Below are 15,191 nucleotides of genomic sequence, written 5' to 3'. Positions count from 1 at the left end.
ACCGGCAGGCCGATGAAAGCGATACCGGCCACATCATGCAAGCACGTCTTTTAGGCAAGAGTGCGTCAACACGCGCAAGCAGGGCGCGCGAGAGGATGTGATCCTCGCGCGCGCGTTGCATGCGATCCGTTCAGCGCCTGGTTTGACGCGTTTTCTGCACGCGAAGGCGCGTCTGCTTCGCGCGAAGACGCTCTAATCGTTGCGCGCGACCGCCGTCAATTTGGTCATGTTGTGCAGCATGATCCGCCCGCGTTGCAGGTCGACGATGCCGTCCTTGCGCCAGGTCTGCAGTTGCCGGTTGACGCTCTCGCGCGCTGCGCCGACGAAGATGCCGAGCTGTTCCTGCGAGATATGCACCTCGGAACCGAAATCCTCGGCCAGCGCGCACAGCCGGCGTGCAAGGCGGACCGGCAACGGTTGCAGCACGGATTCTTCCATCCGCTCGCTCTGCCAGCGGATGCGCTGGCACAGCAATTCGATCAGGCGGACCGCGACCTTCGGCTCGCGCTCGAGGAAACCGAGGAAATCCTCCCGCCGCAGGACGAACAGTTCGGTGGGCTCGCCCGCGGTCGCATCCGCGGTGCGATCCTGACCGTCGAGCACGGCGACTTCGCCGAACAGATCGCCGGAGCCCATGAAGTTCAATGTGAGCCGGCTGCCGTCGGAGGCTCCGGTTTCGATGCGCATCTGGCCGCGGCGGACCCCGAACAGGGCATCGCCGGGATCGCCTTTCTGGAACAGCACCTCGCCGGTGGCGAGCTGCTGGGTGTGGCAGAGGCCCGAGAGCCGCTGCAATTCGTCCGCACCGAGATCGGCGAACATAGGGTTCATTTTCAGAATGACCGCAAATTCGGCCTGTTTGCTCATTGTATTGCCTTCCAAATCCATCCGAGCGGTCCCCTGACGCCCGGTTAGCAAAAATCACCCTCATAAGAGTGTGTGAGAGGTCACATAAGTTCATGCTGGTAACGGATTATTTTTCACCTCGTTGGAGCGAGGTCCCGTTTGCGGGATAATCTCGTGCGACCGGCCGTCCCTTTCCGCGGCGGAACCCTGTCTGCCCGGCCTGGAATATCGATATGAGAGCACTGAAATTCGCCGGGGCCGCCATCGCTGCCGTGATTGTGATCATCGCGCTGGTGGCCGCGGTCGGAATCCCGTCCTCCTTCCTCACGTCGGCCATAACCGAACGGGTCGAACGGGAGACCGGCTACACGCTTGCCATCAATGGCGGCGCCAAGGTTAGCCTTTGGCCGACCGTCAATCTGACGCTGCGCGACGTCGTCTTGCACGATCCGCGGGAGCGCGAGGCCAACAACCGGTTCGCGGCCGGCAGCGTCGAAGCCGAGATGACGCTGTCGAGCCTGTGGTCGGGCCGGCCCGACGTCACCGATCTCGTGATCGAGAAGCCGGTCATCAATCTGCCGCTGCAACGCGAGCGCACCCGCGACCATAATCCGCCGGCGAAGTCTGCCGCCTCCGAGAGTGGCGGCATCACGATCCGGCATGTCAGCATCAACCGCGGCACCATCGTGTTCGCCAATGTGCGCGACCGGGTCGAGAACCGGATCGAGACGTTCAACGCCGACGCGACGATCGGCAGCGACCGCAAGATCGTCATCACCGGGAATGCGCGCGCGAGCGACAAGCCGCTGAAGTTCGAGATCCGCGCGACCGCGCCGCAAGGGCCGCTCGAGCGTCAGAACATGCCGGCCGAGTTCAACATCGACGCGCCCGGCCTGCTGCCCGCGGCGATCAAGGCGAATGCCGAAGCGCGCCTGAACGGCACGGTGCTGATGTTCAACGGCGTGTCGGGCACGCTCGGCGACGGCGGCTTCACCGGCTGGGCCTCGGTCGACTTCGCCAGCAACAAGCCGCTGGTGAAGCTCGATCTCGACTTCCAGCGCATTTCGATCGCGCCGACGCCGGGCCAGTCCGACGCGGCGCAGCCGTTGGGCACCAACAGCTGGAGCAACGCGGCGATCGATCTCAACGGCCTGAATTACGTCGACGCCCAGGCGCGCATCTCGACGGCCGAGCTCGTGATCGGCGACGGCCGCTTCGCGCAGGCGGCGATCGATGCATCTGTTGACAGCGGCGTGCTGAAGGGGAAGCTCGGCAATCTCGGCGCCTATGAGGGCACCGCCAATGGCGACGTCACGATCGACGCGAGGAGCGCCACGCCGACCTACGCGCTGCGGCTCGATCTCGCCGGCGTGCGGGCGCTGCCGGTGCTGAAGAGCCTCGCCGAGTTCGACAAGCTCGACGGCAGGATGCAGGCGAAGATCGCGCTGACCTCGCAGGGCAGCAGCGAACGCGCCATCGTCGGCAATCTCGGCGGCACCGCCTTTGTCGTGTTCCAGGACGGCAAGATCCTCGGCCTCAACGTCGCGCAGATGATCCGCAACCTCACCACCAGCACCCTCTCGGGCTGGCAGCAGGGTCAGGAGCTGTCGACCGATCTCAGCCAGCTCTCGGCCTCGTTCAAGCTCGACAAGGGCCAGGCCGTCACCACCGATCTCAACCTGATCGGGCCGCTGGTGAAGATGAGCGGGGTCGGCACCATCGATCTCAACACCCGCCAGATCGGGTTCCGTGTCGAGCCGCAGCTCGTGATGACCACCGAAGGCCAGGGCCGCGCCGGCAATCCGGTCGGCCTCGGCATCCCCGTGATGATCGAGGGCCCCTGGGTGAGCCCGCGGATCTATCCCGAGATGCAGGGCATCCTCGACAATCCAGAAGCCGCCTATGCCAAGCTCAAGGAGATGGGCAAGGGCCTGTTCGGGGCGAATGGTCAGGGTCTGAGCCAGGGTCTCAACGGGCTGACCAACCTGCTCAACGGCGTGCAGGGCGGCGCGCAGCCCGGCACCGGCCAGCCTCCAGGCGGCGGCGCCGCCGGCCAGAACAACCCGCTCGGCGGGCAGCTCGGTGACACCATCGGGAACCTGCTGCAGCAGGGCCTCTCCACCCTCAACCAGGGCAACGCGTCCCGTCCGAGCCGCAGCCTCGCCCAGCCCACCCCCGACGCGCCGACCGCCGCCGCGCCACCGCCGCCCGCCCCTCCGCCGGCCGACACCGCCGAGCAGCACGACAATCCCGCGATGAACGACGTGCTGCGGCAGCTGTTCAGCCGCTGAATATTCCCGGATCTCCCCCGCCGGAATGCAGGGCTAACCATGCGACGGGAGGCCCCGCCGTGCCCTGCCGATCCGTGCTAAACAGCGCTAGGTACAGTGGCGCACGCGACTGATTGGAGGAGAACGGACGAGGCTGGATGAACGGGGCACCGGACAAGGGCAACAACTGGTTCCTGCGCGGCGGCCTGTTCGCCAAATACGTCCTCGCGCTGGTCGGGCTCGTCGTGTTCGTGCTCGCGGTCAACGGCGCGCTCGAGACCTGGATCAGCTATCGCGGCATCAGGACCACGCTGACGGATGCGATGAGCGAGAAGGCGGATGCCACCGCCAAGCGCATCGAGCAATCGATCTCCGATCTCGAGCGGCAGATCTCCTGGGTGACCCGCGCCTCCTCTAACACCATCGAGCTGCGCCGCGCCGACTATGCCCAGCTGCTCGGCCAGGTTCCGGCGGTGAACCAGCTCACTCTGATCAGCGGCCAGGGCCGCGAACTGCTGCGGCTGTCGCGCCAGACCGTGACGCTGAATTCCAATGCGGATCTCTCCCGCGACCTGCGCTTTACCGAGGCGGTCGAGCGCGGCACCGCCTACGCGCCGGCGTATTTCCGCGACGAGCGGCCGTATATGTCGATCGGCGAGCAGCATTCCGGCTTCAACGCCGGCGTCACCGTCGCCGAGATCGACCTCGGCTTCCTCCGCGACTATTTCGGCGACTCCCAGGTCGGCCGCACCGCCTATGCCTATGTCGTCGACGCCAAGGGCCGCGTGCTGGCGAGCTCGTCGAAGGGCCCCGAGGTCGGCAAGGACCTCGCCGCGCTGCCGCAGGTCGCCGCGGTGCTGTCGCGCAGCGGCAGGCCGGTCGCCTCCGGCAAGGATGTCGACGGCAACGCGGTGCTGACGACGGCAACAGCGGCACCCGACCTCGGCTGGCACGTCTTCTACGAGCAGCCGACCGCACAGGCGCTGTCCCCGATCCGCGACCAGCTGGTGCGCATCGCGCTTCTGATCGCGCTCGGCCTCGTGGTCGCGATCATCGCCGGCACGATTTTGGCGCGGCGCATGCTGGTGCCGATCACCGCGCTGCGCACCGGCGCGCGGCGGCTTGGGGCCGGTGACTTCGGCCATCGCATCGAGGTGAAGACATCAGACGAGCTGGAGGAGCTTGCCGGGCAATTCAACAGCATGGCCTCGCAGCTTGCGGAGACCTATTCCGACCTCGAATGGAAGGTGAAGGAGCGCACCCGCGACCTCGCGCAATCGATCAACGAGCTAAAGGTGCTGGAGGAGGTCGGCCGCGCGGTGGCGTCCTCGCTCGACCTCAACGCCGTGCTGCCGACCGTCGCCGCCCGCGCGCTCGAGATCACCCATGCCGACGCGGTGCTGATCTATGGCTATGACGCCGCACAGCGCACGTTCAACCTGACGCAATCGATAGGCATCGACGCTGCGGCCGAGGGCCGGCATCGCGCGATCGATGCTGATAACAGCCCGCTTGCCGAGGCTGCGGCCAGGGGCGAGCCGCTGGCATTTCCCGATCTCGCTGCAAGCCCTGATGATCCGGCCGATCAGCCGCTGCGCGATGTCGTGGTCGGCGCCGGCTTCCACTCCGTGCTTGTGGTGCCGCTGGTCGACCAGCAGGGCGTGCTCGGCTCGCTGGTGGTGCTGCGCAAGGCGGCCGGCGATTTCCCGGCGGGCTTGATCGGCCTGATGAAGACCTTCGCGCACCAGGCGGTGCTGGCGATGCGCAACGCGCGGCTGTTCACGGAAGTCGACCAGAAGAGCCACGCGCTGGAACAGGCCAATTCCACCGTGCGCGAGCAGGCCGACAAGCTGCGCGAGCAGACCGAGCAGCTCAAGGACTGGAACAAGTCGCTGGAGGCACGGGTCGAGACCCAGCTCACCGAGATCGAGCGCATCCGCAAGCTCGAGCGTTTCCTGGCGCCGCAGGTGGCGCAGCTGATCGCCTCGTCGGACAATCCCGAGGGCCTGCTCGACAGCCACCGCCGCGAGGTCACCGTGGTGTTCTGCGACTTGCGCGGCTTCACCGCCTTCACCGAGGCGACCGAGCCGGAGGAAGCGATGAACGTGCTGCGCGAATATCACGCCGCGCTCGGCCAGCTGATCTTCAAGTATGAAGGCACGCTCGACAAATATGCCGGCGACGGCGTGATGATCCTGTTCAACGCGCCGATCCAGTTCGCCGATCACACCGCGCGCGCCGTGAAGATGGCGGTCGAGATGCGCGACACCATCGGCCCGCTGACCGAGAAGTGGCGCAACCGCGGGCATAGCTTAGGCTTCGGCATCGGCATCGCCGTCGGCTATGCCACGCTCGGCCAGGTCGGCTTCGAGCAGCGGCTGGAATATGCCGCGATCGGCAGCGTCACCAACCTCGCCTCGCGCCTGTGCGGCGAAGCCAGGCCCAACCAGATCGTGGTGAGCCGCCGCGTCTACGGCATCGTCGAGGCGTGCGTCGAAGGCCGCGCCATCGACGACCTCGTGGTGAAGGGCTTCAACCACCCCATCCTCGCCGCGGAGATTCTGCGCTGGAAGGGCGAGCCGAGCGCGGAAGCGGCGGCGGAGTAGGCAAGCGGCACGCTCTCTCCCCACGTCGTCCCGGCGAAGGCCGGGGCGGCATCGAAGGTGTGGCCCCGTTCCCGGGCGCCGACTGCCACGAGCCTCAAATCAACATCCAGTTAATCTGTCTGTCTCCGCAATCACGATCACGACCCCACCCGCCCCTCCCGGGAATAACCCCTCCCCAACCTCGCTCGCGTCATGACGGGCGCGTGCGAACGCGCGCCCTGCGACGACAAGAACAAGCAGGATGGGATTGATGACAGGACTGGACGGGACGCACGCGGCGGCGGCGGTGGTGGCGTTGCACTGCTCGCTGGGGTCGGGACGGCAATGGACCAAGCTTGCGGGCGCGCTCGGTGGCACGCCGTTCATGGCGCCGGACATTTCCGGCTATGGCGTCGCCGCCTGCGGGCGCGACTGGCCGCGGACGCTGGACGGCGAGATCGCGCGGCTCGAGCCCTGGCTCGCCAAGGCGGAGGGGCCGATCCATCTGGTCGGGCATTCCTACGGCGGGGCGATCGCGTTCCGGCTGGCGACCGCTTCGGCTTATGCGCCGCGCATCCGCAGCCTGACCTTGATCGAGCCGGTGTTGCCGACGTTGCTGCGCGACGGCACCGCCGACGTGCGGCTGTACGATCGCTTCGCGCGAATTGCGCAGGTGGTGTCGCAGGATATTTTCGACGGCGCGGTGCTCGAGGCGGTCGAGGCGTTCACCGCGTTCTGGGCCGGCTCCGGCCCGCGCGAGCAGTTCTCGCCGAGCGGGCGGCTGCGGATGATCGAACAGGCCGACAAGCTGCCTTACGATTTCAACGCCGCGCTCGATCTCGACGGCGTGGCGACGGCGGCGCGCGCCTTGCGGGTGCCGACGCTGCTGGTGTCGGGCGGGCTGTCGCCCTATGTGACGCAGCGCATTGTCGCAAAACTCGCCGCGATCATTGATGGCGCCGAGCTGCGGCATCTGCCGGCGGCCGGCCACATGCTGCCGGTGACGCACGCCGAGCGGGTCAATCCGGAGATCCTGCGCCACATCTGGCGCGCCGAGGAGCTGGCGAAGCTGGAGCTCGCCGCATGCGCAGGGCCGGCCGAAGCGGCTGCCGGCACGGCGCAGCCGGCTGGCTCGGCGATGCCTCATCTGGTATTCAGGAGGCCCTCATTTTGGGAATAGTTTGCCGATGATTTTGCCTCGCCTGCGCGCTGTCGCCCTCGCCGCCTCCGCGCTGCTGTTGCTCGCGGCTTCTCCCGCGCGTGCCGCGGGCGAAGCCGACGCCGTGCCGAAGGGCGCGGCGGTGACGGTGCTGAAGGCCTCGAAGTACTGCTTCGGCAATATCGTCGAGGTCTCGGGCATCGTGCTGGCGCGCGACGAGCAGCAGGTGCGGCCGGACCGCTTCGGCCTGAAGGTGGCGGAGGTGAAGGCCGATCCCGGCGACACCGTCACCGCCGGACAGGTGCTGGCGCGGCTGACCGACGGCACCAATTCGATCAACCTCACCGCGCCGGTGGCGGGCACGATCTCGGCATCATCGGCGATCGTGGGCGCGCCGGCCTCGGGCAAGGATGCGCTGTTCTCGATCATCGCCCGAAGCGAATACGACCTCGTCGGCATGGTGCCGACCCGCGACATCGCCAAGCTGAAGACCGAGCAGACCGCGCGGCTGAAGGTCATCGGCGCCGGCGAGATGGACGGCAAGGTGCGGATGATCGCGCCGACCATCGAGCCGAACAGCCAGCTCGGCCAGGTGTTCGTCGGCATCGGATCGAACCAGCGGCTGCTGGTGAACTCGTCCGGCCGCGCCCAGATCAAGACCGGGCAGAGCTGCGGCGTCGCGGTGCCGCTGACCGCGATCCTCTATTCCACCGCCGGCACCGTGGTGCAGGTGGTGCGCGGCGGCCGCGTCGAGACGCGGCGGGTGGAGACCGGATTGATGTCGGCCGGGCAGGTCGAGATCCGCGACGGCATCCAGGAAGGCGACATCGTCGTCGCCCGCGCCGGCGCGCTGCTGCGCGAAGGCGATCCGGTGCGGCCGGTCGGCGCGAGCGCGGACGCGAAGTAGCGTAGATCCAACCACGACCAGACGCGCGTCGCCAAACCGGAAGGCGTGCGCCGCCGTGGCGCTTGTGGCGGTAGCAACACAACTGGGCGGCAATCTGCACGCTACTGTGCAAAAGCGTTTGCTGCGGACCTACCGCTGCGGCAGGTTGCCGCACGTGAACGGCGTGGGCACGGCTGCCGCCCGTGCGGCATCACGCGTTGGTTTCTCGTTGTTTTGATGGTGTATTTGCCTATCACGGGGTGCCCCAATGGTGTCGGACACCTGCGGATTTGCGGCCAGGACTTCGTCGGCGCCCGGTTGGCGGCAATGGCGCAAGCGGTCGTTGCGCACCTTGACGGCCTCCGTGCTGCTCGCCGCGCTGGTGCTGTTCACCCTGACGGCGCCGGCCCTTGCCGGCACCAGCACGACCACGGTGTCGCCGCCGACGCAGTTCGGCCCCCTCGGCAGCGGTGCCGCGGTCTTCACCGCCCAGGTCATCGACAGTGACGCGACGGCGACCGGAATTGTGACCTTCGATTTCGGCGATGGCTCCGCTACCAGCTCCCAGCCGATTGCCAGCGGCGGCACCGTGCTGGCAACCCATCAATATTCGGCTGCCGGCACCTACACGGTCACCGCCTCCTTCGTCGGCGATCTCAGCCCCGATCCGAGCAGTGGCACCGCCTCGGTGACCGTGACCAAAGGCACCGTGAGCGGGATCGCCTTCAACCAATCGCCCAATCCGAGCTCGTCGGGGCAGGCCGTCAGCGTCGCCTTCACCGTCATCCCCGTTGCCGGGGGTCCGCCACCCACCGGCACCGTGACGCTCGATTATGGTGACGGAAGCACCCAGACCATCAGCCTCGTCGGTGGCGGCGGCACCGGGCTGCACACCTATGCCACCGGCGGCTCCTACACCATCACCGGCACCTATAATGGCGACAGCAACTACAACGCCTTCACGACGACGATCACGCAAACCGTGACGGCGGCGGCGACGACCACGACGTTGACGCCCTCGGCCAATCCAGGCGCGGCCGGACAGGCGATCAGCTTCACCACCAATGTCGCAAGCAGCGGCGGCACGCCGAACGGCACGGTGACTCTCGATTTCGGCGACGGCAGCACCGCGACCGCGACGCTCGCCGCCGGCGCCGCCACGCTCACTCACAGCTTTGCGGCCGGCGGCAACTTCACCGTGACCGCGTCCTACAACGGCAACACGGCATTCGCGGCCAGCGCTGCCACGCTCGCCGAACACATCAATACGGCGGCGTCGGCCACGACGTTGACCGCCTCGGCCAATCCGGGCAGCGCCGGACAGGCGATCAGCTTCACCGCCCATGTCAGCGGCACCGGGGGCACGCCGAGCGGCGTGGTGACCTTCAACTTCGGCGACGGCACAACGGCAACGGCGACGCTCGCCGCCGGCAACGCCACGCTCAGCCACAGTTTCGTCAGCGGCGGCAACTTCACCGTCACCGCGTCCTATGCCGGCGACACCACATTCGCGGCCAGCACTGCCACACTCGCCGAGCAGATCAACGCGTCGGCGACGACGACGACGCTGACCTCGTCGGCCAATCCGGGCAATGCCGGACAGGCGATCAGCTTCACCGCCCATGTCAGCGGCACCGGCGGCACGCCGACCGGCACGGTGACGTTCAACTTCGGCGACGGCACCAGCGCGACGGCTGCCCTCGCTTCGGGGACTGCGGCGCTGAGCCACAGCTTTGCCGCCGGCGGCAGCTTCATCGTCACGGCGTCCTATGGCGGCGACGCATCGTTCGGCACCAGCACCGCGACGCTTGCGCAAACCATCAACCTCAGTGCGACCGCGCTGTCGCTGGCGTCCTCGCAGAATCCGAGCCAGGTCGGACAGGCGGTGACGTTCACCGCAACCGCGACCAGCCAGGGCGGCACGCCAAGCGGCACCGTGACGTTCAGGGACGGCGGCAGCGTGCTCGGCACGGTCACGCTATCGGGCGCCGGCGTTGCGGCGCTCACCACCGCAGCGCTCACGCTCGGCAGCCACACCATCACCGCAAGCTATGGCGGCAGCGCGATCTTCGCGGCGAGCAGCGCCCAGCCTGTGATCCAGGCCGTCAACACGCCGGCCGACAGCCTCAAGCTGCGCGCCATCCAGGTGCTGGCGGCCCCGGTGGTGGCGCAGAATTCGGGACAGGCGATCTCCGGCGCGGTGGATTCCGCGATCTCGGAGGCGTTTTCCGACGACGGCAATTTCGCGCAGCCGAACGCGTCGGGCATCCGTTTCAATTTCGCCGCCGATCCCGAGGCGACACCGGCGCAACAGATCGATCCGGGCGCGGCACAGCGCGGCAGCGCGGGAGCACAGGCCTATGCGCGAAGCGGCGCGCAGCGCGTCGACGACGCCTTCGCCGCACTGACGACAAAGGCGGTGAAGGCGCCGCCGCGCGTAGTCGAGCCGCGCGACTGGTACGCCTGGGCCGAGGTCAAGGGCGCGATGCTGGATCACTGGGGCAGCAGCGGCGCCGGCGGCAGCGGCGTGCTGCCGGGCCAGACCATGCTGTGGGGCAACCAGGTCAATGTGCTCGCCGGCATCAGCAGGAAGCTCACGCCGAACTTCCTGCTCGGCGTACTCGGCGGCTACGAGAATTTCGATTTCCGCTCCGATGCGCTGCAGGGCCGGCTGAAGGGCGACGGCTGGACCATCGGCAGCTATCTCGGCTGGATGATCTCGCGCAATATCCGCTTCGACACCACGGTGAGTTATTCGGGGATCGGCTATGACGGTTCTGCCGGCACTGCGACAGGCAATTTCGGCGGCGAGCGCTGGCTGGCTTCAGGTGGCGTGACCGGCAACTACCGCGCCTACGGCTTCATGATCGAGCCGTCGGCACGGGTCTATGCGCTGTGGGAGCATGAGAACGCGTATACCGACAGCCTCGGCACGCTGCAGACCGCGCGCGATTTCGCCACCGGCCGCGCCAGTGGCGGCGTCAAGGTCGCCTATCCGATCGCGTGGTCGCCGACCGCGGAATTCGCACCCTATGCCGGGCTCTACGGCGATTACTATTTCAACCGGGACAACGCGGCTGCGCCGATCGCAGCGCCGGCGGTGCCGACACAGTTCGTGCTCGACGGCTGGTCGGCGCGCGCCATCGCCGGCATCGCGGCGCGGTTCGGTGGCGGCGCGCAGGTTGCGCTCGGCGCCGAGCGCGGCGGCATCGGCGGCCAGTTTGCGCTGTGGACCTATCGGGTGCGCGCCTCGGTGCCGTTCGGCGCGCAGTAAGGCGGCGCGATCGAGCGGGTGGAAAGCAACGAGGCCTTCGCGATGCGTCTTGCAGCGGAGCAAGCGGCACCCCTCTCCCTAACCCTCCCCCGCAAGGGGGGAGGGAACCCTTCCGCCGGTGGCTGCCTTACGCGAGCTGCGATAAAAGCAATGCGCTGCTACGCACGTGAGATGAGCACGCATGTCAGGCTCCCTCCCCCCCTTGCGGGGGAGGGTTGGGGAGAGGGGTTCTCTCCACACAGCATGCTCGTGATTTGGGAGCGAATGCGCGAGCCGCGCCGGCGCAGGACAGCCCGGCCTAGCCGCCGAGCTTGATGTCTTCCAGCAGCGAGGACGACACGCTCGGCACCTGCTCGCCTTCGCTGGCGCGGGAGATCGCGACGCGGGTCTTGTTGAAGGCGGTCTCGGCGCCGGCCTGGGCGTTGAGGTTGTTGATCAGCTCGGAGACCAGCACGCTGTTGGCGCCCTTGCTGTCATCGGCGACCTTGCCCGGCGTCGCCGAGCTCAGCACGATGGTGTTCTCCGGCGGGCTGATCGGGGCGAGGCCGTGCGAGAAGGCGCGGAAGCGGCGCTCATAGGGATTGCGGCGCGAGGCGTCGAGCACCACGAGCTTGGCCTTGGCGCCGCGCTCCTTCATCGCATCGAGCACGGACTCGACGCTGACGCCGGTGCGCTTGACGTCGGCTTCCTTCCAGATCGTGGCATCGACCGGGATCATGTAACTTTCACGACCCACCTGCACGCCGTAGCCGCCGAAGAACAGCATCACGACGGTGTCGGGGCGAATTTTGGCCTTCATGCGCTCGACCGCGCGGAACATGTCGTCCTTGGTCGCATCCTCGACCACGTCGACGTCAAAGCCTTGGCGGCGCAGCGCCGACGACAAGGTGCGGGCATCGTTGATCGGCTGGGCCAGCGGCGCAGCTGCATCCGGATAGTGGCCGTTGCCGATGATCAGCGCGAGGCGGGAGGCGCCGCCCGCAATGCTGCCGGTCTGCCCGGTGGCGACGGCTCCGGCGACGGTCTCCTTGGCAACATCCGGTGTCCGCTTGTTGAGCGCGGCATGAGCGCCGATCGCCAGCGACACCGTGCCAGCCACCGCCACGCAGACGGCGATGGTGCGACGGGAAATATGAAGCTGCCTAAGGTTCATGGCGTTCCTAATCCCAATCCTTTTCCCGATAACGCTCGAACGAAATCGCGCCGGGTAAACGCGTCAGTGGCCGTCAGGTTTAATGGGGTTGAGCCGTGTGTGCCGTCGATTGATCTCAATTTGCGGCGCCGCAACAAACATTCCCTTAACCCGGCTGAGCCGCCGGAGCAACCCGGTTTGCTGCATGCTGCCGCCCGGCAGAGGCCATTGACGCTGTTAAGATCCCGTTACGTGATCTCTGTCACATTTGTATTTTGTACGGATTCATGTAGCTTTCCAAAGGCTTGCGAGTTTGGGGAGGGCCGGAGGAAACACCGCCGGGGCGGCGGCGTTAACCGGTTCCTTGAGAAAGGGATTCATGGGCCTTCACGAGATCGCGGGCGCGGTGTGCCGGGCGCTGACCGCCAAAAAGGACGGCCCGTCGCTTTACGACGTCTGCGACCCCGTGCTGCAGGCCTATCGCGGCGGCGATGCCCATCTCGGAAAATTCTACCGGACCGCGCTCGGCAATCCGCCGCTGCGCGCGCTGCTCCGCCGCACCGGCCTGCCCGCCCTCAACGACCCGGACCGCCTGGCCGGCCTGCGCGCCGCGCTGACCGAGGCGCGCGACGCCGAGGCGCCGGACTGGGCCGCGGTCGGCGCCCCCATCGCCGACCTGATGGACGGCATCGGCGCGCGCCACCCCGCCCCGCCGGCCGCAGCCGTCACAGCCCGCCCGCCCGCGCCGGCCGAGATCGACCGCGTGATCCGCGTAACCGGCGCGCACCTCCTCGGCTCGTTCGGCAAGAACGGCTTCATCCCGACCTACGCCGCCTTCAATTTGATCGGCGACGCCGACATCGGCGGGCGCGAGATGCTGATGGCGCTGACGGGCCTGAACGCGCGCGGCTACAAGAACTCGACCTTGCTGTTCTCGCTGGCGCGCGTCTTCATCGCGCATTCGCCGGCGCGCACGCTGATCAACCCGCCGTGGCGCGGCATCGCCGAACCGATGTGGGAGCCGGTGCAGATCCGCCACCGCTCCGCCTATTACGACGCGTTCTTCACTGAGGCGCTGCTGAGCTATGCCGAGACCGGACTCGCGTCACCGGATGAAGCGGGCGCGGCGCGGCGCGCGATCAGCGAGATGGTGGACTTTTGCCTGAAGACCAGCGCCGAGGAGGTGCCGTCGCATGACGGCTCGGTCGTCAAGGTGATCACCGCGCTGGCGCCGGGCCGGCATCCGCGCTTCTCGCGCTTCTTCGCCCAGATCAAGCAGGATCTCGGCTTCGGCATCTACGTGCCCGACTGCGACACCACGGCGTGCGCGTTCTCGGCCGCAACGCAGGCCGGCGCCGACGATCCGATCCTGCAGCAGCCGCTGCTGGATTTCTATCGCGGCTACCAGGTGCGATCAGGCGCCAACGAGCCCCGCGTCACCGTGCCACTGAACGATCACATCGATTATGAGGGCGGCGTCGTCACCTGGATCGACAATCTCGCCGGCGAGCGGCCCTACGGCAACGACCTCGATCCGACGCTGAACCTCGACATCCTCGAGGTCTCGTTCCGCAACCTTGTCCGCTGGCAGATCATCGAGACGCCGCAGCGGCTCGAGACGGTGCATCGCATCATCGCGTTCCAGAAGAATCTGGTCGAAAGCGGCGCGTTCAGGAATCCGCGCTCGCATATCTATTATCTGCCCGAGCTGTATTCGGCCTATTTCGGCCGCTGCTACGCCGCCTTCATCGCGCTGCCGCTGGCGGCGCAGCGCGTGATCGATCCGGGCAATGTGTTCGCACTGATCCGCGCCCGCGTGCTCGGCTATGTCCAGGGCGAACTGACCGCGCATGAGATGAACCCGTTCGACGCGGCGCTCGCGCTGATGGCGCTGGCGCATCTCGGCGCCGAGGTCTCGAGCTTCACGCCGGCGCTGCACTGCATCGTGCAGGGCCTTGGCGAGGGCGGTCGCAAGGGGCCCTACAGGGCCTATGAGTGGAACAAGATGAAGACGCCGACACGCATCCTGGTCGGCGGCCCCGAGGTGACGTCGGCCTTCGTGCTGATGGCCCTCGCGCTGGCGAAGCGACGAATGGCGAACGCTTCGTAGCCGTGTAGGATGGGTAGAGGGCATGGAAGGATGAATGGCCCATTCATGCCTGGATGACGCGAAGTTGAAACTGGCGGAAACACGACTCCACTGGCACGGTTGCCCAATTGCCCGCACAATCCTTGCCGACCCTTTGGGCACTGAACGCTGAACGAAAACAACCTGGCCGGGAACGCCGATGCTGAAGACGCTGCTCACTGCTGGCCTGCTGCTGTCGCTGCCGACGCTGGCCGTCGCCGCCGACATCACCGGCGTGCCGAAGATCCGCGACGGCGACCAGCTCGTGATCGGCAGCGTCAAGATCCGGCTCGGCGGCATCGACGCGCCGTCGACCGATCAGCTCTGCCTCAACACCAAGGGTGAGCGCTGGACCTGCGGCGTCGCCGCGCGCGACGAGCTGATCAAGCATGCCGGCAACAGGAGCTGGACCTGCCACGCGCGCTCGGTCGATCGCCGCGGCCGCACCATTGCGCGCTGCGAGGTCGACGGCGAGGACATCCAGAAGTGGATGGTCAGCAATGGCTGGGCGCTGGCCTTCACCCGTATCTCGCACGACTACGAAGCCGACGAGAAGGCGGCGCGCGAGGCCAAGGCCGGGATGTGGCAGGGCGCGTTCATCGCGCCGTGGGACTGGCGCGTGCGCAACAAGAAGACCGCCGTGCTCGGCGCCGCAAAGGTGCCGGAGAGTGCGCACTCGATCCTGCTCGCGTCCGCCTCGGGTCCGGTTGCGCCCTCACCCGACTGCACCATCAAGGGCAACGTCAACCGCTCCGGCGAATGCATCTTCCACCAGCCGACCAGCCGCTGGTACGCCAAGATCGAGATGAAGATCTCGAAGGGCACGCGCTGGTTCTGCTCGGTCGAGGAAGCCGAGGCCGCCGGCTGCCGCGAGACGCGGCGCTAAGGCCGCGCCACGCACTGATCCGGAA

The 15,191-nt window shown here is 67.4% G+C and carries 9 protein-coding genes; 7 read left to right on the top strand and 2 right to left on the bottom strand.

The annotated features are described in order from the left end of the window. Positions 1-192: 192 nt before the first annotated feature. Entirely contained in the window at positions 193-867 is a 675-nt protein-coding gene (locus XH92_RS02585) for a Crp/Fnr family transcriptional regulator (protein WP_194457833.1), read from the bottom strand. Positions 868-1,079: 212 nt separating this feature from the next. Between XH92_RS02585 and XH92_RS02580 the strand changes: the two genes are divergently transcribed. From XH92_RS02580 to XH92_RS02560, 5 genes are all read left to right on the top strand, one after another. Beyond that, positions 1,080-3,137: an AsmA family protein gene (locus tag XH92_RS02580; protein WP_194457832.1), complete on the top strand. Its 2,058-nt coding sequence runs from the start codon at positions 1,080-1,082 to the stop codon at positions 3,135-3,137. A 137-nt stretch (positions 3,138-3,274) separates the two neighbouring features. Next, on the top strand, positions 3,275-5,722 hold the full coding sequence (locus XH92_RS02575; RefSeq protein WP_194457831.1) for an adenylate/guanylate cyclase domain-containing protein: 2,448 nt from the start codon (positions 3,275-3,277) through the stop codon (positions 5,720-5,722). A gap of 250 nt (positions 5,723-5,972) precedes the next feature. Continuing rightward, positions 5,973-6,881, top strand: coding sequence for an alpha/beta fold hydrolase (locus XH92_RS02570; RefSeq protein WP_194457830.1), 909 nt, complete (start codon positions 5,973-5,975; stop codon positions 6,879-6,881). Between the two features lie 7 nt (positions 6,882-6,888). After that, complete coding sequence (locus XH92_RS02565) at positions 6,889-7,767, top strand: efflux RND transporter periplasmic adaptor subunit (protein ID WP_194457829.1); 879 nt, start codon at positions 6,889-6,891, stop codon at positions 7,765-7,767. 322 nt (positions 7,768-8,089) lie between these two features. Continuing rightward, positions 8,090-11,020 (top strand): Ig-like domain repeat protein, encoded by a 2,931-nt coding sequence (locus XH92_RS02560; protein ID WP_194457828.1) that lies wholly within the window; start codon positions 8,090-8,092, stop codon positions 11,018-11,020. A gap of 298 nt (positions 11,021-11,318) precedes the next feature. Here the strand turns inward: XH92_RS02560 and XH92_RS02555 are convergent, their stop codons facing one another. Continuing rightward, on the bottom strand, positions 11,319-12,173 hold the full coding sequence (locus XH92_RS02555) for a caspase family protein (protein WP_194457827.1): 855 nt from the start codon (positions 12,171-12,173) through the stop codon (positions 11,319-11,321). A gap of 358 nt (positions 12,174-12,531) precedes the next feature. Between XH92_RS02555 and XH92_RS02550 the strand changes: the two genes are divergently transcribed. Beyond that, positions 12,532-14,262, top strand: coding sequence for a hypothetical protein (locus XH92_RS02550; protein ID WP_194457826.1), 1,731 nt, complete (start codon positions 12,532-12,534; stop codon positions 14,260-14,262). Positions 14,263-14,440: 178 nt separating this feature from the next. Continuing rightward, on the top strand, positions 14,441-15,166 hold the full coding sequence (locus XH92_RS02545) for a thermonuclease family protein (RefSeq protein WP_194457825.1): 726 nt from the start codon (positions 14,441-14,443) through the stop codon (positions 15,164-15,166). The last annotated feature ends 25 nt before the right edge of the window (positions 15,167-15,191 follow it).

Origin of the sequence: Bradyrhizobium sp. CCBAU 53421, assembly GCF_015291625.1 — a bacterium.
Classification (GTDB): domain Bacteria; phylum Pseudomonadota; class Alphaproteobacteria; order Rhizobiales; family Xanthobacteraceae; genus Bradyrhizobium.
The sequence above is the reverse complement of the archived record's forward strand: the minus strand, read 5'-3'. Positions and strand labels throughout refer to the sequence as shown.